This window comes from Tissierella sp., from assembly GCF_031460495.1.
GTDB lineage: Bacteria > Bacillota > Clostridia > Tissierellales > Tissierellaceae > JAVKTS01.
The window spans coordinates 418,344-442,596 of the sequence record NZ_JAVKTS010000002.1 but is presented as its reverse complement, the minus strand read 5'-3'; the positions used below and the strand labels follow the sequence as shown (position 1 = coordinate 442,596).

The window sequence follows — 24,253 nt, the reverse complement described above, 5'->3', positions numbered from 1 at the left end:
TCCACAAAATCCTGAGTTATGCAATCTAAAATAATTTTACAATAATTGGTTATATATGATCTATCTCTTTATAGATTAGTTGCTTGTTTGTGGCATTCTTAGAACCAATTAGAAAAACCTGAGGTAAAGATTTTTCTGCTATTTTTGCTTTCTCAATATCATTAGCATGTATATATGCAAGTATTTCGCCTTTCTCAACTTTATCATCTACCTTTTTATTTAAAACAATACCAACAGATAAATCTAAAACTGATTCCATGGTTTCTCTTCCAGCTCCTAAAGATAAAGCTACTTTACCAACTTCTTCAGCATTAATGGATTGTACATATCCATTATCTAGAGATTTTACTTCAACAATATATTTAGCTTTAGGGAAAAGGTGTGGATTTTCAACATAAGAAATATCACCACCTTGATGTTTTACCATTTCAAGAAATTTTCCAAATGCCTTTCCCGAATTAACAACATCAATTAACAATTCTCTTGCTTCTAATTCAGATTTTGTCCTATTTGCTAGTACAAGTAGCTTAGAACCAAGCACTAAACATAATTGAAACAAATCTTCTGGTCCACTACCTTTTAAAGTATCAATTGCTTCCTTTACCTCTAAAGTATTTCCAATTGCATTACCTAAAGGTTCATCCATATTGCTTACAACTGCAATAGTTTTTCTACCATATGAATTGCCAATAGAAACCATTTCATTAGCTAAAGCAATAGCATCATCTATATTTTTCATAAAAGCTCCTGAACCAACTTTTACATCTAAAATTATAGCATCTGATTCAATAGCTAGTTTCTTGCTCATAATACTACCTGCAATCAAAGATGTATTTTCTACAGTTGCAGTTACATCCCTTAATGAATATAGTTTTTTATCTGCCGGTGTAATATTTCCTGTTTGGCTACAAATACAAATATTAATATCATTTGTATTTGTCACAAACTCATCATTGCTTAATTCAACTCTAAACCCCTTAATAGACTCTAATTTGTCCAGAGTGCCACCAGTATGACCTAATCCCCTACCAGACATCTTAACAAAAGGTACGCCGCACGCAGCTACCATTGGGCCTAAAATTAAAGTTACGCTATCACCTACACCACCAGTTGAATGTTTGTCTACTTTTATCCCGTTAATATCTGATAAATCAAAACGATCTCCAGAATTTATCATAGCTTTAGTCAAATCTAGGGTTTCTCTCTTATCCATTTTATTAAAATATATTGCCATCAACAATGCTGATGCTTGATAGTCTGGAATACTTCCCTTAGTATAATTCTTTATAAAGTAGTTAATTTCCTCCGATGTAAGAGGATGTCCATCTCTTTTTTTCTTGATAATATCATACATTCTCATATCTTACACTCCTATTAAATATTATATAGTATTTCTACTAGTAGTCTTTCAAAGTCATCCTTTACTCTCAGGGATGTTTCAATTACCTCTTCATGATTAAGTGGTTGATCAAGAATTCCTGATGCCATATTCGTTATACAAGAAATTCCTAGTACTTTAATACCTTGATGATTAGCCACTATTACTTCAGGAACTGTAGACATACCCACTGCATCAGCCCCAAGAGTCCTTGCCAATCTTACTTCGGCTGGTGTTTCATAAGTAGGACCGGTTAGCCACATATAAATTCCTTCTTTTAAATTCAAGCCTAGCCTTTCTCCAGTTTTCCTCGCCAAATGAATAAAATCTCTATTATACGGCTTCGACATATCTACAAATCTTGGACCTAGCTCATTTAGATTCTCCCCAATTAAAGGATTTTGGCCTGTAAAATTAATGTGATCAGATATAATCATCAAATCACCAGGAACAAATTGAGTATTAGCTCCCCCAGCTGCATTAGTTACTATAAGACTCTCTATACCAAGGCCAATCATAACTCTAATAGGAAAAGTAACATCTTTTAATGAATAACCTTCATAAAAATGGAATCTTCCTTGCATTGCCACAACAACTTTACCGCCTAATTTACCAATAACTAATTGGCCAGCATGTCCCTCAACTGTAGATTTTGGAAAGCTTGGTATATCAACATATTTAATAATAATTGGATCCTCAATCCTTTCAGCTAGACTCCCTAAGCCTGATCCCAATATTAAACCAATCTTAGGCAAATAATTTGTCTTAGAAATAATATAATCAACTGCCTCTCTAATTTTCATCATATAATTCATTATTTTCTCCCCCTATGCTCTTGGATGTGCTCTAAAATACACATCTCTTAATTCTTTATCTTTTGATGCAAATGAATAAATTTGTGTAGTCGATACATCAGAATGCCCCAACATTTCCTGAACAGTTTTTATATCTGCTCCATTCTCTATTAAATGAACTGCGAATGAGTGTCTGAGAGTATGTGGGGTTATAGTCTTATTAATATTTGATTTTTTTGTATATTGCTTAATAATCTTCCAAAATCCCTGTCTAGTTAATCTGCACCCACTGTAATTAATAAAAAGAGCTTCTTTTTTATCAGTCTCAGGTCTATATGTAGCAATATAATTTTCTAAAGCGTTTATTGCAGCAGATCCAATAGGTATAATTCTATAATTATTATCATTTGATGCCACTTTAAGTATACCCAAATCTAAATCAATAGCCTCAATATCTAAGGATATTATTTCAGATACCTTAAGTCCCGTTGCATATAATAATTCAAGCATAGCCTTGTCCCTAGAGCCTTTAAAGTCATTGGCACATGGCTGTGACAACAAAATATTTACTTCATCTTCAGTTAAAATTTCCGGAATTTTTTTTTCTGATTTAGGTGATTTTAAATTTAATGTTGGATCTTCTTTGACAAAATTATTATTTAATAAATATTGAAAAAAGCAACGAAGAGATGCTAGGTTTCTTGAAATAGTTGAAGTAGCCTTGCCATTCCTCTGCAAATCCATTAAATATGTAATAATGACAGTTTTGTTTGTATTATTGTAGTCTTTAATTTTATGTTCGATTAAGTATTCTTTAAATTGTTGTATATCCCGAATATATGCTTCAAGGGTATTTTCTGTCAATTTTTTTTCGTTTTTCATGTAATCCAAATATTTCATCATAATTGTCATAATTACTTCTCCTTTGTGATAGATTTAATTTATAATAAATTCAATCCTGTAATTTTGAGAATATAGGAAGTTAAAATACTATCAAGTAAACAAGTTATAGTAATGATAATAGATAATAATAGCATTAGCATTGAATAGTCACTATTACTACTGTTACTCACTCTACTTTTTCTTTTTCTCCAAAGGTTAATAGAATTTGATGTTCCCACTGCAGCTATACCCAAATAACAAGGAATTTCAATTAGATAATGTGGTAATAAACTTAATAAAGAAAATGTAAAACCCTTCAGTCCAAATAATTCAACTAACAATCCAACAGTAAAACCAACTCTAACACCTTTCCAACATAACAGCAAAGGTATTACGGGAATACCAATACTTACTAATCCTAATATCCAAATAATAAATATTATTGTCATATTAGGCAGTAAAGAAGATAAAAACACATCCACAGATTTCATATCTTGATCTTTCATGTACCCAAATATCCAATTAAATCTATTACTAATATTTATACTTTGTTCCAAATTTAGTTTACTTGATATTATAGACCCGATTATTATTCCAGTAATAAAAATCACAGCCAAAGCAAAATATAGTATAAAGTTATTATGAAGATGTCTTTTAGTTGCATTACTTAGTTTTCTTGATACCAACTTTTTTCCCCCTTTGTAAACAAGTTATAAAAAATACTATGCTAAAAAGGAGGATATTATCACTTTATTGATTTTTATCTAAATATTTTTTTGCCATGCTAATTCCTATAATGGTCTTGCTATCAGTGATTTCACCACGTTCTATCATTTTTATTAAGTCATCAATATTATACTTTTCCCTTTGTATAAATTCACCTAAATCTGGAGTAGCCTCTCCATCAATTAAACCTGTAGCTAGAAATAAATATATCTTTTCATTACTAAAACCTGGAGAAGTATAGAATTCTAGTAAGTATTCCATCTTATCAGCAGAAAAACCAGTTTCTTCTTTTAATTCTCTAATTCCAGTTTCTCTTGGCTCTTCATTCAATTCCAATTTACCTGCAGGTATCTCTAATAAAAATCGTTCAACTGCTTTTCTATATTGCTTAACCAATATAATACAATTATCATCCGTTATGGGTACAACCGCAACTCCTCCAGGATGCTCAATTATCTCCCTCTTAGAATACTTTTTATCTGGAAGCTCAACTGTGTCAATCCTTAGATTAAGTATTTTACCCTCATATAATTTATCGGATTTCATAGTTTTTTCTTCAAATATCATTTTTACTCCTCCATTCTATAATAAACTAACTACAAATTTTCCTACTGCACCTAAAGCAGTAAAATATTCTTTATCATCTTCTATAGTCCTACCCATAGAGGTAGTTTTTAAGTTATATTTATTCATAGCGTCTAAGATTTCTTCCCCATCTTGGAATACAACACTATGTTTTTGTCCTATATTTGATAACTCAATTTGGTCAGTAATAAACTTTACCTTAGCCTCTTCTAAATAAGGAAATACACAGTATGCCTTGGTATTTGTCATCTCAGATAATATTGTCATTGTATGATGACTGATACCTCTATGCCTATGCCTATTATCGCTAAAGCTAATTCTAGGCACTGCAACTGCTCTACCACCAAGATTATTTATAGCATCAATTATAGATCCTTGTTCAACACCTGTAAAGCCATATTTAGTTCCTGAACCTACTATTCCTGGTCCCATTGATATTATGGTCACATTACCTTTTAAAATTTCTTTAGCTGCGATTAGTCCTGTATAAATATTAATACATTCTAAATCTCCTCCAAATGCATGGCCAATGGTAATTGTATTGTTGATAATACCTTTTTCTTTTAGTTCTGATACCGTATTACTAAAATGTAAAGGTAAGGCTCCACCATCGGTCATAATATAATTTATATTAATATTGGAGTTTAAATATTTAATCATGGCACTAATTGGTGCTAACATGCTATGTAGTGTAGCTACAATACAAATGTGATTTTCCAAAGACTTAAATTCATTAAATACTTCATGATAAGGGCTTACCTCTTCTTCAGCTACTAAGCATTTCATTTGATATGGAGTATATCTTAATTTCATTATGTGTCCTGGACCTTCTAGGTTTCTTGATTCATTAGAAAAATTAAACATCACAAAATGATATCCACCAGTTCCCAAATTTAAATCAACTCCAGTAGTGTTTAAGATTACCTTATCATTTATGCATATATTACCAGAAATATCCTTATAATTAACTGCTTTAGAAATATGTCCATTTATATTAACTTCTATCCAAGTAATATGTCCTTTTTCATTCACTATCGAAGATACAATTCCACTCCTATAACTAATCATAGATTTCCCTACCTTCCTAAACTGTCAAAATATTTTAGAACTTTGTTGTTATCAATTATATTAGAGAAAGAAATTCTTTCAGCTAATACATGAAATACTATCAATAAAATTAAAATTATAATTCTAAATTCAAAAGTAAAACTTATAGCAGCTAATATCCCTAAAGTAAATCCTAATACATTTGAGCCTACATCTCCCATCATAGCCATGGCCTTTAAATCTAACCTTATATATGGAATTAGTATGCCAAACAAGGAATATATTATATATGATTTTTCTCTAATGAAACCACTTAGTATAAATAGTAGTGCAAAAATAGCAAAAACTTTAGTAGCTCTACCTGGCCTTAAATCAAACATATTAATCAAATTAGTAAACAATCCTATAATCAAAGAGTTAATAATAAAATCCTTGAAAGTAACAGATATATAATTGCTAACAATAATTGATATGAACAAACCTAAAATAGCCTTTATGCCTCCAGTTGTCAGAACTCCACTAAACAAAGCCTTAATATGCCCTCTAAGCCCCTTAACTCTTTTTTCACCTATTAAGTCATCAAGTATTCCTAACATTCCGATGAAAGAAAAACCTAATAGATATATTAAATTAAAGTTATCACTAAAATTAAACATAATTTCTACACTACCTAAAGTTATAACTTGCACAAAAACAAATACTAATCCCAAGGATGTAGGGATTTTAATATCTCTAAAGTTCTCACATACAATATTAGATTTTAATAGCATTTCCTTTATCATAGGTAAACAAATATATGATAATACTAAGGAAATAAAAAAACATATCAGCCCTATATAGTCCATGGTTTCACCTTCCAAAATACATAATCACGAATGTCTTTAGTATATCATAAAATTGCTTTCCTCTATGTATCCACCCTTTTAAATTTCTCTGACTATATCTATGATTCATACTAACAGGTACCTCTATAATTGAAAACCCATTATTTAATGTTTGAATAGTCATAGCAACTTCAATACCAAACTTATCCGGTATATAGTTTATTTTATCAATTACTTCTCTTTTATATACTCTTTGACCTGATAAAGAACTATCTATTTCTTGTTTTGTAAAGAAATAGACCCCCTTTTTAGAGAATTTCGTTACTATGCCAAAGCCACCCTTTGTATTTGTCATGTCACTTCTCTTAGAAAATTTTGCAATGGATACATCAGCATCACCATTTATTATAGGTAATATTAAACTTTCAGCCTGAATACTACTCTCTCCTAAGTCACCATCGATAAACATAATAATATCATAGTCTAAATTATCTATAGCTGTTTTCATTGCAAAGCCTTTTCCAAAATTCTTACCTAGATCAATTACTTTGACATTTAATTTATTTACTACATCTAGAGTGTTATCGCTTGATCCATCGTTAACTACTACGATTTCATCTATATACTTTATTTTCTTTAGATTTTCTATTGTGTCCACTATTATATCAGCTTCATTAAAAACTGGTACAACACATACAACTTTTTGCATATTTTTCATAATATCTCTCCCAATCTAGTCTTGAATAATTCCACGAAAATTAGGTGTTACATCATCAGCAGTATCTTTAATTCCATAATTTCCTGGGTTCCCTTCCATTGATAATATCATTGATACTTTTCCTATAATCATATCAATGTTATCTACAGTTGAAATATCAAAATCCCTATATCTTGGTATATAAGAAAAATTAACATTTGATTTTTCAACTCCTAGTATAGGAATATTATATTCTTTTGCTACTTCAACTATTGGCTTATCTACAAGATTAATCCTTCTTATTGATTCAGTAAAGCTGCCTCCACATATAATCAAATAATCAATGCTCTCATTATAATTTCCAGAAGTCTTGATATAACCTTTTTTGTATAACTCCTCTAAGAAGGGATCATGTATCCCTGTTAATATGGATTTTGTAATAGAAGAAACAGAATTTTCTACAATATCTAGAGGAATTTCCATATTTAGCTCTTCATATAACTTGCTTAATCCTTCCTTATTTGTCATAGAACTATTTATTGTAGTTACATTGATAACTTTAGCACCTGCTAGTTCCAAGTCCCTACCTATACTAGAAGTAATATAATCATCTGTAGTTTCAATTATTCCAACATTTAGTCCATTTAATCTATTGTTAATAATAAAATTATAGCTAGATTCTATATATTCGTCTTTATTACTATTCTCTTGTTCTAATAATTTTTCATTTGCTTTTAAACTTTTATTTTCATCCATAATAACTTCAAATTGGGATTCAAAAACCTGAGTGATAGTATCATTTTGCTCAATAATAAAACTCTGAGTATTTAGGGTAAAACCAATAAAAATTCCAATTCCTAATGCTGCAAAAATTGAAACAATTGAAATTATGTAAAATCTCATACTAGGTAACATAGTTTTTCTCCTTAAAATCTAAATAGTAGTCTAATCTTTATTTTTAATAGTGTTAATAAATTCTTTGTTAGTGGATTTATAATAATTAAAATAATCATGGGAATAAATGCAGCTGCAAGAATTATACCTAAATGCTTAGGTTTAAATGAAGAGCTATAAAGTTTATTTACACCCTTGGCATCTACAAGCTTACTACCAACTTTTAATCTTACTAAAAAAGTGCTTGACATACCTGCTCTTCCTTTTTCCAAGAAATCAATCATGTTTGAATGACTACCAACTGCAACAATTAAATCGGCATCTTTTTCAAATGCTAGCAATAGTGCTACATCTTCACTGGTGCCAGGTGATGGGAAAATTTTTGCCTTTATCCCTAGATTATTAACTTTCTCTAAGCCTGGTGCCCTACCATCTGAATAGGCGTGGACAATTACTTCCTTTGAGATTGACAGACAGTTATCTGAAACACTGTCCATATCACCAATTACAATATCAGGTACATATCCAAATTCCAATAAAGCATCACCACCACCATCTACACCTATTAATATTGGTTTGACTTCATCAATATAAGATTTAATAGTAATTAAATCCCTTTTATAATCACTTCCTCTAACAACCACAAGTACATGTTTTCCTGATATTTCAGTATCAATAGTAGGTATAGTAATTTTCCCAGTAACTAACCCCTTCTCTTTTCTTGCGTATTCTAAAGTATTTTCTATAAATATATCTAACTGATTCTCTATATTATCATAACCTAATTTTAACAATTCCTCAATCATACTATTATCAATGTAAATACAATCAGCTATCTTTTTACCATTAGCCATTATATTAGTATCAATAATTTCAATAACATCTCCATCCATAAGGCTATCAAGTCTTTGAACATCCCTTACTTCAAAAATAGGTATATTATTTTCCATTAATATGGATGGCCCTAGATTTGGATATCTACCACTTATAGTATATTCAGTGTTAATTACACATGAAACTTTTTTTTCAACCAAAGATCTTGCTGCAATTTCATCTAAGTCTTTATGTGAAATAATAGCTATATCTTTCTGCTCTAATCTATTTATCAAATTTTTTGTTTTTTTATCTCTTTTAACAACACCCTTGATATACACAAACAACCTCCACCTTATATAGTTTTATTATTAACTAAATATTATATATTATATCATATAATCTACTTAAAATTTCTAAGATTTAAAATTAAATATCCTCCCAATACAAAGGGAGGATATTTCTTATGAACTTTTAGCCACTAGCTCATCCTGTTCAAGTCTCAACTTATCCGCTACTAGAGCAATAAACTCACTATTTGTTGGCTTACCTTTATTATTACTTACAGTATATCCAAATAATTGGTTTATAGTATCAACTTTTCCCCTAGTCCAAGCAACTTCTATAGCGTGTCTTATGGCTCTTTCCACCCTGCTTGGAGTTGTATTAAATTTAATTGCTATATGTGGATACAACTCTTTTGTAATAGCTCCTAAGAAATCCATATCTTGAATAACCAAAGTAATTCCTTCCCTTAGATATAAGTAACCCTTTATATGTGCAGGAATTCCTATTTCATGAATAATCTTTGTAATTTTCGACTCTAAGTTTTTCTCATTAGAAATTGCTTTTTTTGGTGTATAGACTTCAGCATGTTCTCTTACCCTATTAGTAACTATTTGGATTCCACTAATTTGTTGTAATCTCTTCATAAAAACTTGAAAATCAAAGGGTTTCAATACAAAGTAATGAGCACCTAATTCAATAGCCCTTTGAGTAATTCCATCTTGCCCTACAGCTGATAAAATAATTATCTTAGTGAATAGTTGTTCACTAAAACTATTTATTCTTTCCAATACCTCTAATCCATCAAGATGAGGCATAATAATGTCAAGTATCAATATGTCAGGCTTTTCTCTTTCTACAATCTCTAATGCCTCAATACCATCTCTTGCTACTCCTACAATCTCTAATGCCTCAATACCATCTCTTGCTACTCCTACAACTTCAAACTCTTCATAAGATACTATAAATCGAGATAAAATATCACAAAACTCTCGATTATCATCTGCAATAACTACTCTTGTTTTTTTCATCAGATATCCCCCTGTTTTGTTAAAATTTGTTATCAGCTCACATAATATAAATTCGACAAATAAATGAAAACTCCTTCTTTTTTTTAAAATATTTAAAAAGATAAGTCCGAAGACTTACCTTTTTTGATTTAACATCCATTCTATATATATACCATAACCCTTTGTTGGATCATTTACAAAAACATGAGTTATAGCACCAATTAGCTTATTATCCTGTATTATTGGACTACCACTCATTCCCTGTACTATTCCACCAGTTTTGTCTAATAATCTTTTATCTGTTACACTTATTACCATGCTTTTTTGATCTGCTTTTAATTGTTGTTGAACTTTTATTATTTCGATTTCAAATTTTTCTACTTTATTATCTTCTATTGTTGTTAAAATATAGGCTTTTCCTTCTTTTATTTCTTCTTTAAAACCAATAGGTATAGGTTTAATATTTAGATAGTTAATGTCATCCATATTGAAAGTTCCGTAGATGCCATAAGAACTGTTAAATTCTATATCTCCTAGTACGCTATTAGTTTCATAAAATACTCCTCTTATTTCACCAGGAGAACCTTTCTTACCTTGTTCTACCTTTGAGACTTTCGCATGCATTATCTTACCTTTCTCTACATTTAACAACTCTCCAGTATCTATATCAACAATTCCGTGACCTAATGCTCCAAATCTGCTGTTGATATGATCTAAATAAGTTAATGTTCCAATACCTGAGGTTTTATCTCTAACCCAAATCCCAAGTCTATAATAATTATCTTGAATACTTTTTACAGGAATAGCCTCAGTAGTGAATTCTGCTTTATTCCTTAGTACTACAATTTTTATATTAGTTTCTTTAATATCATTTAGGATACTCACAACATGTGCTGCATCTAATATCTTTATTCCATTAATTTCTATTATGCTATCTCCAACTTTTAAACCAGCTTCTTTAGCAGGACTAGATCTTTGTCCATTAATATCTATTACATCTGTAACAGCTACTACTAAAACACCTTTAGTATTTAATTTAACTCCTATAGCATTTCCACCAGGAATTAATTCTGGTCTATTAATTACATTTATATTATAGTTTTTTATAGGAATTAAACCTAATAATTTTAGTTGTAATTCTGCTTCACCAGCATCTAAACCACTCAAGTTATATGATTTTTTAAATTTTGTGTTAACCTCATCATTATAACTTGCCTCTATTACATTCTCTTTTTCGTTTACATCCAGGAAAAAAGGGAATGATATATCTAAATTCTTATTCTCTCCTTTTACAATATTGATACTCGAAGGATAAAATAAAACTTTATTGGTAACTAAAGATAAACTTAATACAATTAATATTGAAAACAAAATTAAAATTTTGCCACTAAATTTTAATTTACCCAAGTATTATCACTCTCCTAATTAGCTTTGTCATGCTCACCTCCTAATAAGAATTCATATATAATTTAGCCCTATTATAGCTTTATTATTCTACATAAAAAATAATTAAATTGTAAATATAATTAAGTTTTTCCAATAAAAAAAGTGTTTTGATATATCAAAACACTCTTTTATTTATATATTAGTCTTTAATTTTTTTGACATTTCAATCATTTCAGAAGCATGTCGTAAAGTAGTATCAGTTAAATTCACTCCACCAAGTAAACGCGCCAACTCTGCGACCCTATCTTTATCTGATAATCTAGTAACTATTGTCTTTGTTCTATCACTAGTAATAACTTTATTTATAACATAATGACTATCTGCTAAAGCAGCAATTTGAGGTAAATGAGAGATACAGATAACTTGATGTCCTTGTGAAATTTGCTGTATTTTTTCACCTACTATTTGTGCTGTTCTTCCGGATATTCCTGTATCAATTTCATCAAATATCATAGTTGGAATTTGATCAAAAAAAGCTAAAATGCTTTTAAATGCCAACATAATTCTTGATATTTCTCCACCTGATACAATTTTTGAAAGCGGTTTCAAATCTTCACCATAATTAGTTGATATAAGAAATTCTATTTTATCCTTACCTTCAACAGTAAATTCCATATTTCTCTCAAAATTCACTTTAAAATCTACATGAGGCATATTTAGATCCATTAATTCAGATTTTAAGTTCTTTTCAATGTTTTTAGATATTTCTTTTCTCCTAGATGATAATGATTCAGAATTAACACTTAGTCTTTCTTCTAATTTTGATATTCTTCTGTTTACATTCTCTATTTGTGTTTCGAAATTAACTAACTCATTAAGCTTATATTCTGCTTCATCTCTAAAATTGTTTATTTTAATTATAGTATCTCCATATTTCTTTTTTAATTTATGCACTAAGTTAATTCTATCATTAAGAAAGTTTAACCTTTCTTCGTCAATTTCAATACTATCCAAATAATTCAACAAATCTCTATTTAAGTCTCTTAATTCATATGCCATACTTTCAAATCTGCTATGAATATCTAATAGATTCTCATCAAATTTTTTAGCATTATTAATAAGTGAAGTGCTTTTATCCACTAAATCTATAATATTTGAAGAACCAAAGTCCTCATTGCTTACATAACTTAATGACTCTGTAATATATTGAGATATACTATTTACATTAGAAAGCTTCTTGTACTCATTTTCAATATCAATTTCATCCTCTTCAGTAAGTCTTGCATCATCGATTTCTTCAATATGAAATCTTAATATGTCCATTTCTCTTTCTCTATCTTTAGTATCTATATTTAGATTTTTCAATAATCGTTTGTCTTTCATTAAGTCTTCATAATCACTTTTTATACTTGATTTCAACTTAAATAATTCACTATCTCCAAAAGAATCTATTATAATCTGATGATTTGATGAATCTAATAATGATTGATGTTCATGTTGTCCAAATATATCTACAAGTTTTTTTGTGATATCTTTTAACATATTTAAAGTAATGGTCTTTCCATTAATCTTAGATAGGCTTGGACCATTTAAATATATTTCTTTATTAATAATCAATATATTATCATCATCTAACTCAATAGAATACTCTTTTAATAAAGGCATTATACTTTTTGCATCCTCTATGTAAAAAATTCCCTCTAAATATGCTTTTTCATATCCTGATTGAATAAGCTCTCTATTAGACCTAGATCCCAAAATTATGCCAATTGCTTCAATTAAAATAGATTTTCCAGCACCAGTTTCTCCCGTAATAATATTTAAACCTTCGGTAAAATTTACTTTTAAATTCTCAATAATAGCAAAGTTTTTTATATTTAACTCAATAAGCATATAAACCCCCCCGAATTAGTAAAATTATATTAACTAAGAGTGCTATGGGCTTCCTCAACGATAGAAATAATGAAATCATCATTAATAGTATCCATCACATTGTTTTTTAGGCAAATTAAAAATTCGATATTACCAGTAGCTCCAGTTATAGGCGAATAAGTTAGACCACTTATACCTATACCTATTTCATTACAAAAGTTAGATATATTTCTATTTACTTCAAAATGAATATCCTTATCCTTGACAATACCTTTCTTACCTACCTTATTCTTTCCAGCTTCAAACTGAGGCTTAATTAAAGCAAGAATTTGACCATTCTCAGATAATAAACTTTTTGCCACTGGCAATACTAATTTTAATGAAATAAATGAAACATCTATAGATATAAAATCAACTTTCTCCCCTATATCTTCAGATTTTACATTTCTAATATTGGTTCTTTCCATGACAATGACTCTTGGATCATTTCTCAATTTCCAGTCTAACTGCCCATAACCAACATCTACAGCAAAAACCTTAGAAGCTCCATTTCTTAACATACAGTCTGTAAACCCACCTGTAGAAGCACCTATATCCATACAGGTTTTATCTTCTAACAATAAATCAAAATAATTTATAGCTTTTTCTAATTTAAAGCCTCCTCGACTTACATAAATATTAGGGTTTTCCTTAATTACAATATTCACATCTTCATCTAATTTATCTCCTGGTTTATCTACTCGAAGATTCCCAATGAAAACAGAACCCTCCATTATAACCCTCTTCCCTTTCTCCCGTGAATCTACTAACCCTCTTTCAAATAAAATTACATCTGCTCTTTTTTTCACTCTTATCTCTCCATTAATTTACACTTATATTTTCTTAACTATGACGCTTAATTAGTTTCTCAGTAAGCCATACAAAAAAATCAATATCTCTTCCATTTAAGGATTTAAGTTTATCTATTGCCTTACTGCTATATTCAACCAGGTCGTTTTTTGCTTTTTCAATATCATGAAATGTTAAGTATGTCAATTTCTTTATACTATTATCTTCTTCCATATCCAATATATCATCCCTAATCTGATATGCCAATCCAAGATTTAATCCAAACTCTCTCATTGTTTCAATCTCTATATCATTAGCTCCTCCAATAATAGCACCTGCAACTAAAGAAGCTTGGATTAAAGCAGCAGTTTTAGTCTTGTACATAAATAATAGCTTTTCTTCTGTCATAGAGTCATGACTAGAAAACAAGTCAACCACTTGACCCCCGATCATGCCATATACACCAGAGTATTTGCTAATCTCTTCAAGAGCTCTAGTTTTTCTTTTATAATCATCAATTGTATCAGAAGACTCCACTATATTTTTAATAATAGTTTCAAAAGCATGATTTAATAGTCCATCACCAGATAGAATAGCCATTGCCTCACCAAATACTTTATGATTAGTTGGCTTACCTCTTCTGAGGTCATCATCATCCATAGCTGGAAGATCATCGTGTATAAGAGAATATGTGTGTATCATTTCAATCCCCATTGCATAAGGCATTGCATCCATGTAGCCACCATTAAACAACTCACAAGATTTTAAAGTAATTATTGGTCTTAGCCTTTTCCCTCCTGTGAATAGACTATAATCAATGGCTTCAAATACTCTGGATTGAAAACTATTTTTATTCAAAAAGATTTGTTTGAATCCATGATCAATTTCAATTCCTAAAGAATTTAATTCACTAGTAAAATCCATCTCTATCCCTCCGTAGGGAATAACACTTCTTTCATGCTTCTTCCATCATCCTTTAACAATATTTTAATTTCCCCTTCTGCTTTTAAAAGGAGATCATTACTATAATTATATAACTCAACACCATTTTTGAACTTTTCTATTGTATCATTAATTGAACAATTTCCAGATTCTAATTCTTTTAATATACTTTCAAGCTTAGAAACAGCTTCCTCATATGTTAAACTATTAGTCTCCACTTATAAGTTCCCCTTTCTCTATTTTATTTATTGAAGATACTATTTTCCCATCTTTTAATAATAAACTTATTTTTTCATCCAGTTTTACTTCGTTGACAGATTTGATAAGATTTCCTTCATCATTAATTATTAAACAATGGCCATTGTCCAACCCAATTAATGGATTTAATAAGTTTAGCCTGTTTTTTAACTCCATGAGTTTAGACTTATTATCACCTACATATCTTTCAAAATAATAAATTACTTCTTTTAATATGGAATCCATTTCTTGTTTTTTATCCTTAATTTGATTAATTGGATTATAGAACTTTAGATTGGAACTTAAATATTTTAATCTCATATTATAATCTTTCATATTTTTATTAATTAGTTCAACCAGTCTATTATACTTGTTTTCAATTTCATTTCTTAAATGATTAATATCAGGTACAGCAAGCTCTGCTGCTGCTGAGGGTGTTGGTGCCCTAAGATCAGCAACAAAATCTGCAATAGTAAAATCAGTTTCATGACCGACTGCTGAAATCACGGGAGTATTTAATCCATAAATTGTCCTAGCTACTTCCTCATCATTGAAGGCATATAGTTCTTCTATAGAACCGCCACCTCTCCCAAATATTATTAATTCTACATCTTCTCTATTATCAAGATATCTAAGCCCCTGACAAATCTCTTTCGGTGCCTGTTCTCCTTGTACAAGAGAGGGATATATGAGTATATCGCATGGGGGAAATCTTCTATGTAAAACTGTAATTATATCTTTAATTGCAGCTCCAGTAGATGAAGTTACAACCCCTATTTTCTTTGGCATATAAGGGATAGGCTTTTTAATAGATTCAAGAAATAAGCCTTCTTCTTCTAACTTATTTTTCAATTGCTCAAAGGCCTTATAGAGGTCACCTATTCCACTTTCCTTTAGATATCTAACATAAAGCTGATAATCCCCTTCCTTTTCATACACTGAAACATACCCAGTGGCTATAACTTTCTTTCCATTCTCCATATTAAAATTTAAAGATTCTGCATCACCTTTAAACATAACAGCTTTAATTTTACCTTTTTCATCCTTTAAGTTAAAATACATATGTCCGCTGTAATGATATTTAAAGTTAGATACCTCACCTTCAACACTTATATTTGAAAGAATCATATCTGTTAAAAATACTCTTTTTATATAATTGTTCAACTCACTAACCTTTAAAGCTCTAATATCCATAGGTCACCTCCTCATTACATCTATAAAATATCAAGAGTTCTAACGAATCCTCCTAATACACCATTGATGAATTTAAAAGAATCCTCTGAACTATATTTTTTCACAGTCTCAATGGCTTCATTAATCGATACCTCTACAGGAATATCTTCTCTGAATAGGATTTCATAAATAGCAATACGTAAAACAGATAAATCTACTTTTGCAAGCCTACCTATATTCCAGCCTTCTAAATTTGCTTCGATATGATTATCAATAACTTTAAGATTGTCTTTTATTCTGGATAATGCATCTAATAAATATTCCTTTTCTAAATCTTCAAAAGAAAAGTTCTCTAAATAAGTAACTATAGCTTCCTCTGAATAATCCTCAGTAATTTCCATTTGGTAAAGTAATTTCATTGTTCCTTCTCTTGCTTGTTTTCTTCCCATTTTTTCCTCCCTAAAATTCTAAAGCGTTAATATAGTTCTTAACTCTTATCTTAATGCTCTAATAGGTGTAACATTGTATATATTTATATTCAATTCCTTAACAGTTGCTCCAGTGGCCTTTTCAATATGGTCTTTTACTAAAGCTTGTAATTCCTTAGAGACTTCTGGAATATTGATTTCTGCAGAAACATCACCTTTCATTTCCACTATGATTTTTCCCTCAGTTAAAGTCACAGAAGTCTTAATATTACTTATACCTGAAAATTTATCTACTACATTTTGAACAATCCCAACAATGGTATGAGAATAAATAATTATTTCTCCATATTCATTTCTCATAGCCAAAAAAGATCCTTCTAAATTTTTCTTACTGCCAGTTAAGCTATAAAGTAACAAAATGATACTAGCTATAAAAACAATTATTCCCAACAAGGTGTAGTAATAATTGTTTTCCATATTCTCAACTAAAGCCATAGTATTGTTGACAGAAAAAATCCCAATAAAATTAAATGGAATTAATGCTAAAAATAAAGAAAATACTGCAAAAAACAAAGAAAATAAGGTCAAAATTAGTCTATGAATTATCTTCACAGGTATATCCCCTTTCTTTATATTTAAAATTACCCTCTGATTCTCAGAGGGTAAAGCTTTTACTTTGCTCTTGTTTCTGTATCTGTCTTGCTTTCCTTTTGAATACTAACACCTTGAATATTGACATTAACTCCTGCTACTTTTAAACCTGTCATAGTTTCAATAGTATTTTTAACATTTTTTTGGATTTCTTCACCTAGTTCTGAAATTTTAGAACCATATTCAACAATAATAAATAAATCTATAGTTGCTTCATCTTCTAGAAGCTCAACCTTAACACCTTTTGATAAGTTTTTCATACCTAACTTTTCTGTAATGCCACCTGTAATGCCACCACTCATACTTGCAACTCCAGTTATCTCAGTAGCAGCAACTCCTGCAATTATGGCAATTACATCATTTGAAATCTTTACTGTTCCATTTTCCATATTTTCATTATTTATTATTTCATCCATATTAAACACCTCCATACATCAGTAAGTTCTTAAGTGTATTATATCAAAGCCTAATATCATTTACAAACATTTCTATTGTTTTTTCATTATTTTAATATTGTTAGTATTATACTCAGTCTCTGATTTAACAATATCAAGGATCTTAACCATATCTTGTTCACCAAGTTCTAATGCAGATACAACAATTTTAATGTCTTTATCTGTAAGAAATACTATTGCATCATCGTATCCTTTAGCTTTTATTAAACCTTCTATTTGAAGCTCTACTTCAGAATTATTTCCAATTTTCATTATTTCCTTTTGGGCATCTGTTCTAATTACTTCTGTAGTATTCGCATTATTTACAATCTCATCTAATCTATCAACTAAAGACGCTCTTAGTTTGTCTCTTGATAATCTATATTCTACAAAGTAATTTTTTGTACTCATACTTGCTTCTGTATGCATAGCTTCTAATGCCTGAGTTTCATCAGTCTTTGCTGAATCTATTATATCTATCATTTCCTCAGAATCAACAACAGGATTATCTTTAGCAGTATCTTCCACTAAATCATCTGATTCATTATCGTTGTTAACCAATTCTAACATTTCATGATTTTGATAGTCCTTTGAGGACTTTAGTTGGGCCTGTTGAGTCAATTGATGTTGCAAATATCCTGTAAATACTAACAATACCACTAGTATACCAATAATTGCCGGTCTTTTGATTTTAAACATGATTATACCCCCTTATTTACTTGAATATACTTGAACCTTGTTACCCTTTATTCCCAATACAGTCTTAACTGCTTCATACAACATTTCTTTTATTTCTGGATCGTCTACACCTGTTGCAACGACAATAACTCCCTGTACTTTTGGCTTAATCTCTTTTATTACCATAAGCTCTTCATCATTGCCTTTAGTTAATACTTGAATATTTACATCTTCTCTAATAGTTTCTCTAGTACCTCCTTCCGAATCTTTTTCAATTGTATTTTCAGTAGTTTTAGTCGTATTGTTAGCAGTAATCTTCTCTTCGGTATTTTCTAAGGTAATCATAACACTTACTTTACTTACCCCTTGAAATTTCTCTAGAATGTCTACCAATTTCTTTTCTAAATAACTACTATAGTCCTTTTCCGTATCATAACTATAGTCTATTCTATAATCACCACTATTCTCTTTATCACTTTCTTTTTCAGAACTCATTAAATTATTAGCTACAATTAAAAGTATGATTGATACCATAAGTATTATGAGTAAATTGTTAATAAATTTTTTATTATTTACTTTATCAAGATATTTCTTTATTTTTTCCAATATTTCATTCATTTGTATCACTCTTCTCCTTTTCATAGTAACTTATAGCTATCTTTTCTTTCTCAATTGAATACTTACTTGATATAAAGTCTTTTAGCTCATTAACTTCATTACTCTCTACTTTACTTTGTATTTCCGAATTATTTCCTGCATCTACAGGTACTATTTTCTTTATAGCAATTTTCTTATCATTATTATCTTTTTTATCCTTTTTACTAACTATAAGATTAAAGAAGTCAATTTCTCCATATTCTTCTTTACTGTTTTTTATTCCTATTGAAATATCTATAATGCTATAATTTGTATTATCTTCAACTACTTCTGTTAGTTCTTTGATTATCTTATCTTTATATAGATTTTCTATGAGTTCATCTTGTTGTATAGAGAAATTATGACTACTTAATATCTCTTCTTCTTGAAAATAATTAAATACTTCTTGATCTAGACTAAAATCTAATTTCAACAGTTTAGTAAAGGGATTTATTATTGTATATACAATCAGTAGTCCTATTACAAGATTTATATACCTTTTCATATTTCCTTTAGGCATAATAAGTTCTACAATGGAAATTAGTATAAATAATACCACTATATCCTTTAGCCAAGAGCTAATAAAAGATATAATTGACATAAACTCACCTACCTTAGCATTAGTAAATTGTTTCCTGCTTCTACAATTATAGTTATAGTGATAAAAAACATTGTCGCTGTTGAAATAAGGCTAATAAGTATAAGGAGTAATGATTTTCCCACTTGGTTAAAGAATTCCACTAAATTGCTTGATCCAATAGGTTGTATTACAACAGCAATTACCTTATACATTAAAAGTATTACGAGAATTTTGATAACAGGTAAAATGCAAATAAATAATAAAGTCAGTAATCCAATAAATCCAAGACCATTCTTCAATATTGCAGAACATCCAACCACGGCCTCAACTGCATCAGAAAGGAATCCACCTACAATGGGTATGAATTTGTCTACCGCAAACTTTGCAGTTCTAATTGTAAGACCGTCTATTTTTGATCCTAAACCGTATATGGTTATTATTCCGATAAATAATGTTAGGGCTCCCGTTATTATGAAAGTAATTAATTGCCTGCCTAGTTCGGATAATTTGCTAAACTCTAACCTATTAGATATATTTGAAACTATGCTAATAATGAAAGAGAAATATATTAATGGTATAATTATCGTTTTTGCTAAAAATCCAATTAGATTTACTGTCATAAGTATCATAGGGTGAAATAACATTCTAGTATTCGGGCCAGATGCAGCTGTAAGCAAAGTAAGCAAAATTGGGAGAATTGCTTGCATAAATCCGACCATTTTGTCTATTGCTCCTTTAGCTAATTCCATAGCTTGATTAAAGCTGCTTATAACTAATAATGCAATTAGCGCATAGGATATATAATTACCCAGTTCTGCAATAGATCCATTCTCAAAGGTTGATTGTAAATTTGTTAGTATTGAAGATATAAGAGTAATTACGAGAATCTTGGCCAGTAATATTAGTGATGCATTTAATTCTTTTAGAAATATCATGCTTATAGATTTCAAAACATCAGTAAAACTTAAAGAAATCTCACCTTTTATTAAGTTAAGCAATAGATTCTTTGTATCTATTTTTAACAAGGTTTCACTTTCATTGATAGTATCATCTAATATTTTCTCTACCTCATGAATGTTTAAAGAATTTATTTGCTTATCTATTATGGATAAGCTTTCATCTTCGGCATAAACGAAACTGCTAGCTAATAAAATATACATAAACATAATGATATAAATTTTTTTCATAAGTTTCCCCTTTAAGGAAGTATTTTTATTATTAATTCTATCAGAGCTAACAAAATTGGAATAGCTAGTACTATAATAATAACTTTACCACCCAGTTCTATTTTCATTGCTATACCATCTTCATCAGCATCCCTTGAAACCTGAGCACCGAACTCAATTAAATATGCTATTCCAATTATCTTAAGGATAGTAGAAAAATATGTGAATTCAATATTAACCCGTCTAGAAAGGTCATTCAGAGTTTCAATTACATAGGATAGTTCTCCTAGAATCATTGTAAAAATTATTATTCCAGTTAATATACTTATTAATAAAGCAAATTCTGGTCTTGTCCTCTTTAAAATGACACTAAGAACGGTGGCAACCATTCCAATACCAATTATTTTTATGATTTCCATATAACATTCCCCTCTTTAAAGCCTAAATAGAACTTTTATATTCTCAAATAGCTTACTAACTAAACTAATTACAACTCCAAAGGCAATAACTAGCCCCACTAAAGTTACAATAAATCCATATTCTTCTTTTCCAGATTTATCTAATAAAGTGTGTATGATTGCTACAAGCATCCCCAATCCAGCTATTTTAAAAATTAAGTCTATCTCCATACTATTCCTCTCCTATATCAGTATAATTATTATCCCTATCCCTGTTATGATTCCTAAACTCTTATATAGTTTTTCATTTTTATTTCTTTCAAATTTCGCTTCTAAAATAAGAGCAGCTATTTGATTATAGATTAATAAAAAGTTTTTCTGTTGATCCATTCTATCTGATGTTCCTAAAACTCTGCCCAAAGAAAGAAATGTTTCAACATCCTCCTTCCTTAAATAAAGATTATTATATAAATTATCTTCTATGGACAAAAAACTATTATGTACTTGACCCCTTTTATTAGTAAGCAAATCCTCTTTTATCTCATTAAATATAAAGGAAACTCTGGAATTCCCTTTATTGTATACATTTGATAATGCTTCTGGTAAAGGTGTTGCTCCATAAACAATCTCAGTTTCCAAGATTTTAATACATTGCTCCAAATACATTAAGTTTTCTAATCTTAATGAAAATTTTCTACTATAAATGTAGCCAATTATAGAGCAGGTAAAGAATATTGATGATACTAAAAGCAATTTGATTAATGCCATCTTAATCCCTCTTCTTTAAATCAATAGATTTAAAATTATAGCCATCTATTAACTCTTTTATTGTACCTACACCTTTTGATCTATCAAGTATTATGAACCTTTCAAATACATTTTCCTTAAACAATTCATCCATGCTCCGCTTCTCCATTACTTCTTTTAAACTACTACCATGCACAGTTGCAATTAACTTAATGCCCGCTCTCAAAGCCTCATTTATAGCTTCAATATCTTTTTTTCCACCAATTTCATCCACTGCTATAATATCTGGGGACATGGATCTAATTGCCATCATGATACCATCAGATTTTAGGCAGCCGTCCAAAATATCTGTCCTAATTCCTACCTCGTTCTGTGGAATATTATTATATACTCCTGCTATCTCCGACCTTTCATCTACTACACTTATCTTAAATCCCTTCCTATTTAATGATATATTACCATCACTTAAGTTTCTTATAATATCCCGAAGTAAAGTTGTTTTTCCACATTGGGGAGGGGATATAATTAGAGTACTATAGAATATTCCTGTATCTTCCAATAGATAAGGAGTAATAAATTCAGATATTCCTATCTTTTCTCTTCCTATCCGAATATTTAAAGATGAAATATTTCTAATTGTTTCAATTCCATTCGGTCCGTAAACTACTTTTCCACCTATTCCTACTCTATGACCACCCTTAATGGTAATATATCCATTTCTAATTTCCTCCATATATGCATATACTGAATAATTACTGATTATTTGAAATGTAGATTGGATATGCTCTTCATTAATAATAATTGCTCCTGAAGAACTAGATTTTACTCTACCATCTAATGTAATAAAATAATCTACACCTTCACATGAAATGGATAAAGGTTTACCATTCCGAAGCCTAATTTCTTCAGATTTTTCTTTAAAGCTATAAGGAATTTGAATCATTATTCTTCTTAACTCTTCAGATATGTTTTCTAATAGTAAATCAAAAATTCTAGAGTCTCTTACCACAACATGTCCCTCCTTTACATTAATTCTATGATTTTACTATACATTTATTCCAAAAATATAAAATCCATAAGAAAATAATTTGCTCCCCTTAAGGTAGACTATTTAAAATTTTTTCTACCTTAAGAGGAGCTATGTATAAGACAAAAAAGCAATTGACTCCGATATTCTATCGGAGTCAATTGCTTTTTTGTCTTATATTATAAGTCTATTCCTCGTCCTCATCATCGTCTCCACAATGACAGCAACAATCTTCATCATCACAACAATCATCAAAATCATCAAAGTCAAAATCATCGTCATCATCATAATCATCGTCAGTACCATATAGCTCATCTTCAACATCAGCCAAATCTTCATCGATGAAGTTTACATACTCTTCTAACTCTACTTGATTGTCGATAGTTTCATCCAATACATCAGCAAATTCTTCTAATATGTCTACTATATGAAGAAGTAATTTGCCTTCTTTAGTGCTTTCGTCAACACCTAAGCCATCAGCTAAACCCTTTAAATAAGATACTTTTTGCATTAAATATTCCATCATTATCCCTCCAAATTTATATTTTAAAACATTATTACCTATACTCTTGACATATATTCCCCAGTCCTTGTGTCAATCCTAATTATATCTCCCATATTTACGAACAAAGGAACATTCAGAGTTGCTCCTGTTTCTACAGTTGCTGGTTTAGTAGCACCAGAAGATGTATCTCCTTTTATTCCTGGTTCAGTAGCTGTAACCTCTAGTTCAACAAAATTAGGTGGCAATACTTCAAAAGCCTTACCACGATAAAATTTAATAGTCGCACTATCATTTTCCTTTAGATAGACTATAGCTTCCTCTACTGAAGATTTATCAAGAGGAAGTTGCTCATATGACTCTGGGTCCATAAAGTAAAACAATTCTCCATCATTGTATAAGTACTGCATTTCTCTTGTTTCAATAACAGCCTTTTCAAACTTTTCACTTGGATTAAATGTAATATCTTTAGTACCACCAGACATAACTGATTTGATCTTTGTTCTAACAAAAGCTGCCCCTTTCCCTGGCTTTACATGTTGAAAATCGATTACTACATATACATCTCCATCCATTTCAAATGTCAAACCTTTTCTAAACTCATTAGCAGATATCATATTATTACCCTCCTAA

30 protein-coding genes are annotated in these 24,253 nt (G+C 29.8%); all 30 read right to left on the bottom strand.

The window, feature by feature from the left end; all coding sequences use genetic code 11:
* Positions 1 to 49 precede the first annotated feature (49 nt).
* Entirely contained in the window at positions 50 to 1,360 is a 1,311-nt protein-coding gene (locus RIN63_RS06115; RefSeq protein ID WP_310443816.1) for a pyrimidine-nucleoside phosphorylase, read from the bottom strand.
* Between the two features lie 14 nt (positions 1,361 to 1,374).
* Positions 1,375 to 2,193: a purine-nucleoside phosphorylase gene (locus RIN63_RS06110; RefSeq protein WP_310443815.1), complete on the bottom strand. Its 819-nt coding sequence runs from the start codon at positions 2,191 to 2,193 to the stop codon at positions 1,375 to 1,377.
* 12 nt (positions 2,194 to 2,205) lie between these two features.
* Positions 2,206 to 3,084: a site-specific tyrosine recombinase XerD gene (xerD, locus tag RIN63_RS06105; protein ID WP_310443814.1), complete on the bottom strand. Its 879-nt coding sequence runs from the start codon at positions 3,082 to 3,084 to the stop codon at positions 2,206 to 2,208.
* Positions 3,085 to 3,113: 29 nt separating this feature from the next.
* A complete protein-coding gene (gene spoIIM / locus RIN63_RS06100; protein WP_310443813.1) occupies positions 3,114 to 3,740 on the bottom strand; it encodes a stage II sporulation protein M in 627 nt (208 codons plus the stop codon).
* A 64-nt stretch (positions 3,741 to 3,804) separates the two neighbouring features.
* The gene (locus RIN63_RS06095; protein WP_310443812.1) at positions 3,805 to 4,347 is read right to left on the bottom strand and encodes an NUDIX hydrolase; all 543 of its coding nucleotides are present in this window, start codon (positions 4,345 to 4,347) and stop codon (positions 3,805 to 3,807) included.
* A gap of 15 nt (positions 4,348 to 4,362) precedes the next feature.
* A complete protein-coding gene (locus RIN63_RS06090; RefSeq protein ID WP_310443811.1) occupies positions 4,363 to 5,433 on the bottom strand; it encodes a DUF3866 family protein in 1,071 nt (356 codons plus the stop codon).
* 8 nt (positions 5,434 to 5,441) lie between these two features.
* Positions 5,442 to 6,257, bottom strand: a complete 816-nt coding sequence (locus RIN63_RS06085; RefSeq protein ID WP_310443810.1) for a phospho-N-acetylmuramoyl-pentapeptide-transferase — start codon at positions 6,255 to 6,257, stop codon at positions 5,442 to 5,444.
* Positions 6,258 to 6,261: 4 nt separating this feature from the next.
* Positions 6,262 to 6,954, bottom strand: coding sequence for a glycosyltransferase family 2 protein (locus tag RIN63_RS06080; protein ID WP_310443809.1), 693 nt, complete (start codon positions 6,952 to 6,954; stop codon positions 6,262 to 6,264).
* Positions 6,955 to 6,969: 15 nt separating this feature from the next.
* Complete coding sequence (locus tag RIN63_RS06075; protein WP_310443808.1) at positions 6,970 to 7,848, bottom strand: copper transporter; 879 nt, start codon at positions 7,846 to 7,848, stop codon at positions 6,970 to 6,972.
* An 11-nt stretch (positions 7,849 to 7,859) separates the two neighbouring features.
* Positions 7,860 to 8,981, bottom strand: a complete 1,122-nt coding sequence (steA, locus tag RIN63_RS06070) for a putative cytokinetic ring protein SteA (protein WP_310443807.1) — start codon at positions 8,979 to 8,981, stop codon at positions 7,860 to 7,862.
* A 123-nt stretch (positions 8,982 to 9,104) separates the two neighbouring features.
* A complete protein-coding gene (gene spo0A / locus RIN63_RS06065; protein WP_310443806.1) occupies positions 9,105 to 9,956 on the bottom strand; it encodes a sporulation transcription factor Spo0A in 852 nt (283 codons plus the stop codon).
* A 114-nt stretch (positions 9,957 to 10,070) separates the two neighbouring features.
* Entirely contained in the window at positions 10,071 to 11,342 is a 1,272-nt protein-coding gene (gene spoIVB / locus RIN63_RS06060; protein WP_310443805.1) for a SpoIVB peptidase, read from the bottom strand.
* 171 nt (positions 11,343 to 11,513) lie between these two features.
* Positions 11,514 to 13,214, bottom strand: a complete 1,701-nt coding sequence (gene recN, locus RIN63_RS06055) for a DNA repair protein RecN (RefSeq protein ID WP_310443804.1) — start codon at positions 13,212 to 13,214, stop codon at positions 11,514 to 11,516.
* 29 nt (positions 13,215 to 13,243) lie between these two features.
* Entirely contained in the window at positions 13,244 to 14,041 is a 798-nt protein-coding gene (locus RIN63_RS06050; protein ID WP_310443803.1) for a TlyA family RNA methyltransferase, read from the bottom strand.
* A gap of 34 nt (positions 14,042 to 14,075) precedes the next feature.
* Positions 14,076 to 14,945 (bottom strand): polyprenyl synthetase family protein, encoded by an 870-nt coding sequence (locus tag RIN63_RS06045; RefSeq protein WP_310443802.1) that lies wholly within the window; start codon positions 14,943 to 14,945, stop codon positions 14,076 to 14,078.
* A 2-nt stretch (positions 14,946 to 14,947) separates the two neighbouring features.
* Positions 14,948 to 15,181 (bottom strand): exodeoxyribonuclease VII small subunit, encoded by a 234-nt coding sequence (gene xseB / locus RIN63_RS06040; protein ID WP_310443801.1) that lies wholly within the window; start codon positions 15,179 to 15,181, stop codon positions 14,948 to 14,950.
* Positions 15,171 to 16,394 (bottom strand): exodeoxyribonuclease VII large subunit, encoded by a 1,224-nt coding sequence (gene xseA / locus RIN63_RS06035; protein ID WP_310443800.1) that lies wholly within the window; start codon positions 16,392 to 16,394, stop codon positions 15,171 to 15,173. The genes xseB and xseA overlap by 11 nt, the downstream gene beginning before the upstream one ends.
* Positions 16,395 to 16,414: 20 nt before the next feature.
* On the bottom strand, positions 16,415 to 16,822 hold the full coding sequence (gene nusB / locus RIN63_RS06030) for a transcription antitermination factor NusB (RefSeq protein WP_310443799.1): 408 nt from the start codon (positions 16,820 to 16,822) through the stop codon (positions 16,415 to 16,417).
* A gap of 45 nt (positions 16,823 to 16,867) precedes the next feature.
* Positions 16,868 to 17,413: an alkaline shock response membrane anchor protein AmaP gene (amaP, locus tag RIN63_RS06025; RefSeq protein ID WP_310443798.1), complete on the bottom strand. Its 546-nt coding sequence runs from the start codon at positions 17,411 to 17,413 to the stop codon at positions 16,868 to 16,870.
* Between the two features lie 59 nt (positions 17,414 to 17,472).
* Positions 17,473 to 17,868 carry an Asp23/Gls24 family envelope stress response protein gene (locus tag RIN63_RS06020; RefSeq protein ID WP_310443797.1) on the bottom strand — a complete coding sequence of 132 codons (396 nt, stop codon included), beginning with the start codon at positions 17,866 to 17,868 and terminating at the stop codon, positions 17,473 to 17,475.
* 72 nt (positions 17,869 to 17,940) lie between these two features.
* Positions 17,941 to 18,585, bottom strand: a complete 645-nt coding sequence (locus RIN63_RS06015; RefSeq protein WP_310443796.1) for a SpoIIIAH-like family protein — start codon at positions 18,583 to 18,585, stop codon at positions 17,941 to 17,943.
* Positions 18,586 to 18,597: 12 nt separating this feature from the next.
* Positions 18,598 to 19,182 (bottom strand): sporulation stage III protein AG, encoded by a 585-nt coding sequence (locus tag RIN63_RS06010; protein WP_310443795.1) that lies wholly within the window; start codon positions 19,180 to 19,182, stop codon positions 18,598 to 18,600.
* Entirely contained in the window at positions 19,175 to 19,801 is a 627-nt protein-coding gene (spoIIIAF, locus tag RIN63_RS06005; protein WP_310443794.1) for a stage III sporulation protein AF, read from the bottom strand. The genes RIN63_RS06010 and spoIIIAF overlap by 8 nt, the downstream gene beginning before the upstream one ends.
* 8 nt (positions 19,802 to 19,809) lie before the next feature.
* The gene (spoIIIAE, locus tag RIN63_RS06000) at positions 19,810 to 20,967 is read right to left on the bottom strand and encodes a stage III sporulation protein AE (RefSeq protein ID WP_310443793.1); all 1,158 of its coding nucleotides are present in this window, start codon (positions 20,965 to 20,967) and stop codon (positions 19,810 to 19,812) included.
* Between the two features lie 11 nt (positions 20,968 to 20,978).
* Positions 20,979 to 21,365 carry a stage III sporulation protein AD gene (gene spoIIIAD, locus RIN63_RS05995; protein ID WP_310443792.1) on the bottom strand — a complete coding sequence of 129 codons (387 nt, stop codon included), beginning with the start codon at positions 21,363 to 21,365 and terminating at the stop codon, positions 20,979 to 20,981.
* Positions 21,366 to 21,380: 15 nt separating this feature from the next.
* Complete coding sequence (gene spoIIIAC / locus RIN63_RS05990) at positions 21,381 to 21,575, bottom strand: stage III sporulation protein AC (protein WP_310443791.1); 195 nt, start codon at positions 21,573 to 21,575, stop codon at positions 21,381 to 21,383.
* Positions 21,576 to 21,587: 12 nt separating this feature from the next.
* On the bottom strand, positions 21,588 to 22,112 hold the full coding sequence (locus RIN63_RS05985; protein WP_310443790.1) for a stage III sporulation protein AB: 525 nt from the start codon (positions 22,110 to 22,112) through the stop codon (positions 21,588 to 21,590).
* 1 nt (position 22,113) lies between these two features.
* A complete protein-coding gene (gene spoIIIAA / locus RIN63_RS05980; protein ID WP_310443789.1) occupies positions 22,114 to 23,100 on the bottom strand; it encodes a stage III sporulation protein AA in 987 nt (328 codons plus the stop codon).
* A 205-nt stretch (positions 23,101 to 23,305) separates the two neighbouring features.
* Complete coding sequence (locus tag RIN63_RS05975; protein ID WP_310443788.1) at positions 23,306 to 23,641, bottom strand: CD1247 N-terminal domain-containing protein; 336 nt, start codon at positions 23,639 to 23,641, stop codon at positions 23,306 to 23,308.
* A 38-nt stretch (positions 23,642 to 23,679) separates the two neighbouring features.
* Positions 23,680 to 24,237 (bottom strand): elongation factor P, encoded by a 558-nt coding sequence (gene efp / locus RIN63_RS05970; RefSeq protein ID WP_310443787.1) that lies wholly within the window; start codon positions 24,235 to 24,237, stop codon positions 23,680 to 23,682.
* Between the last annotated feature and the right edge of the window lie 16 nt (positions 24,238 to 24,253).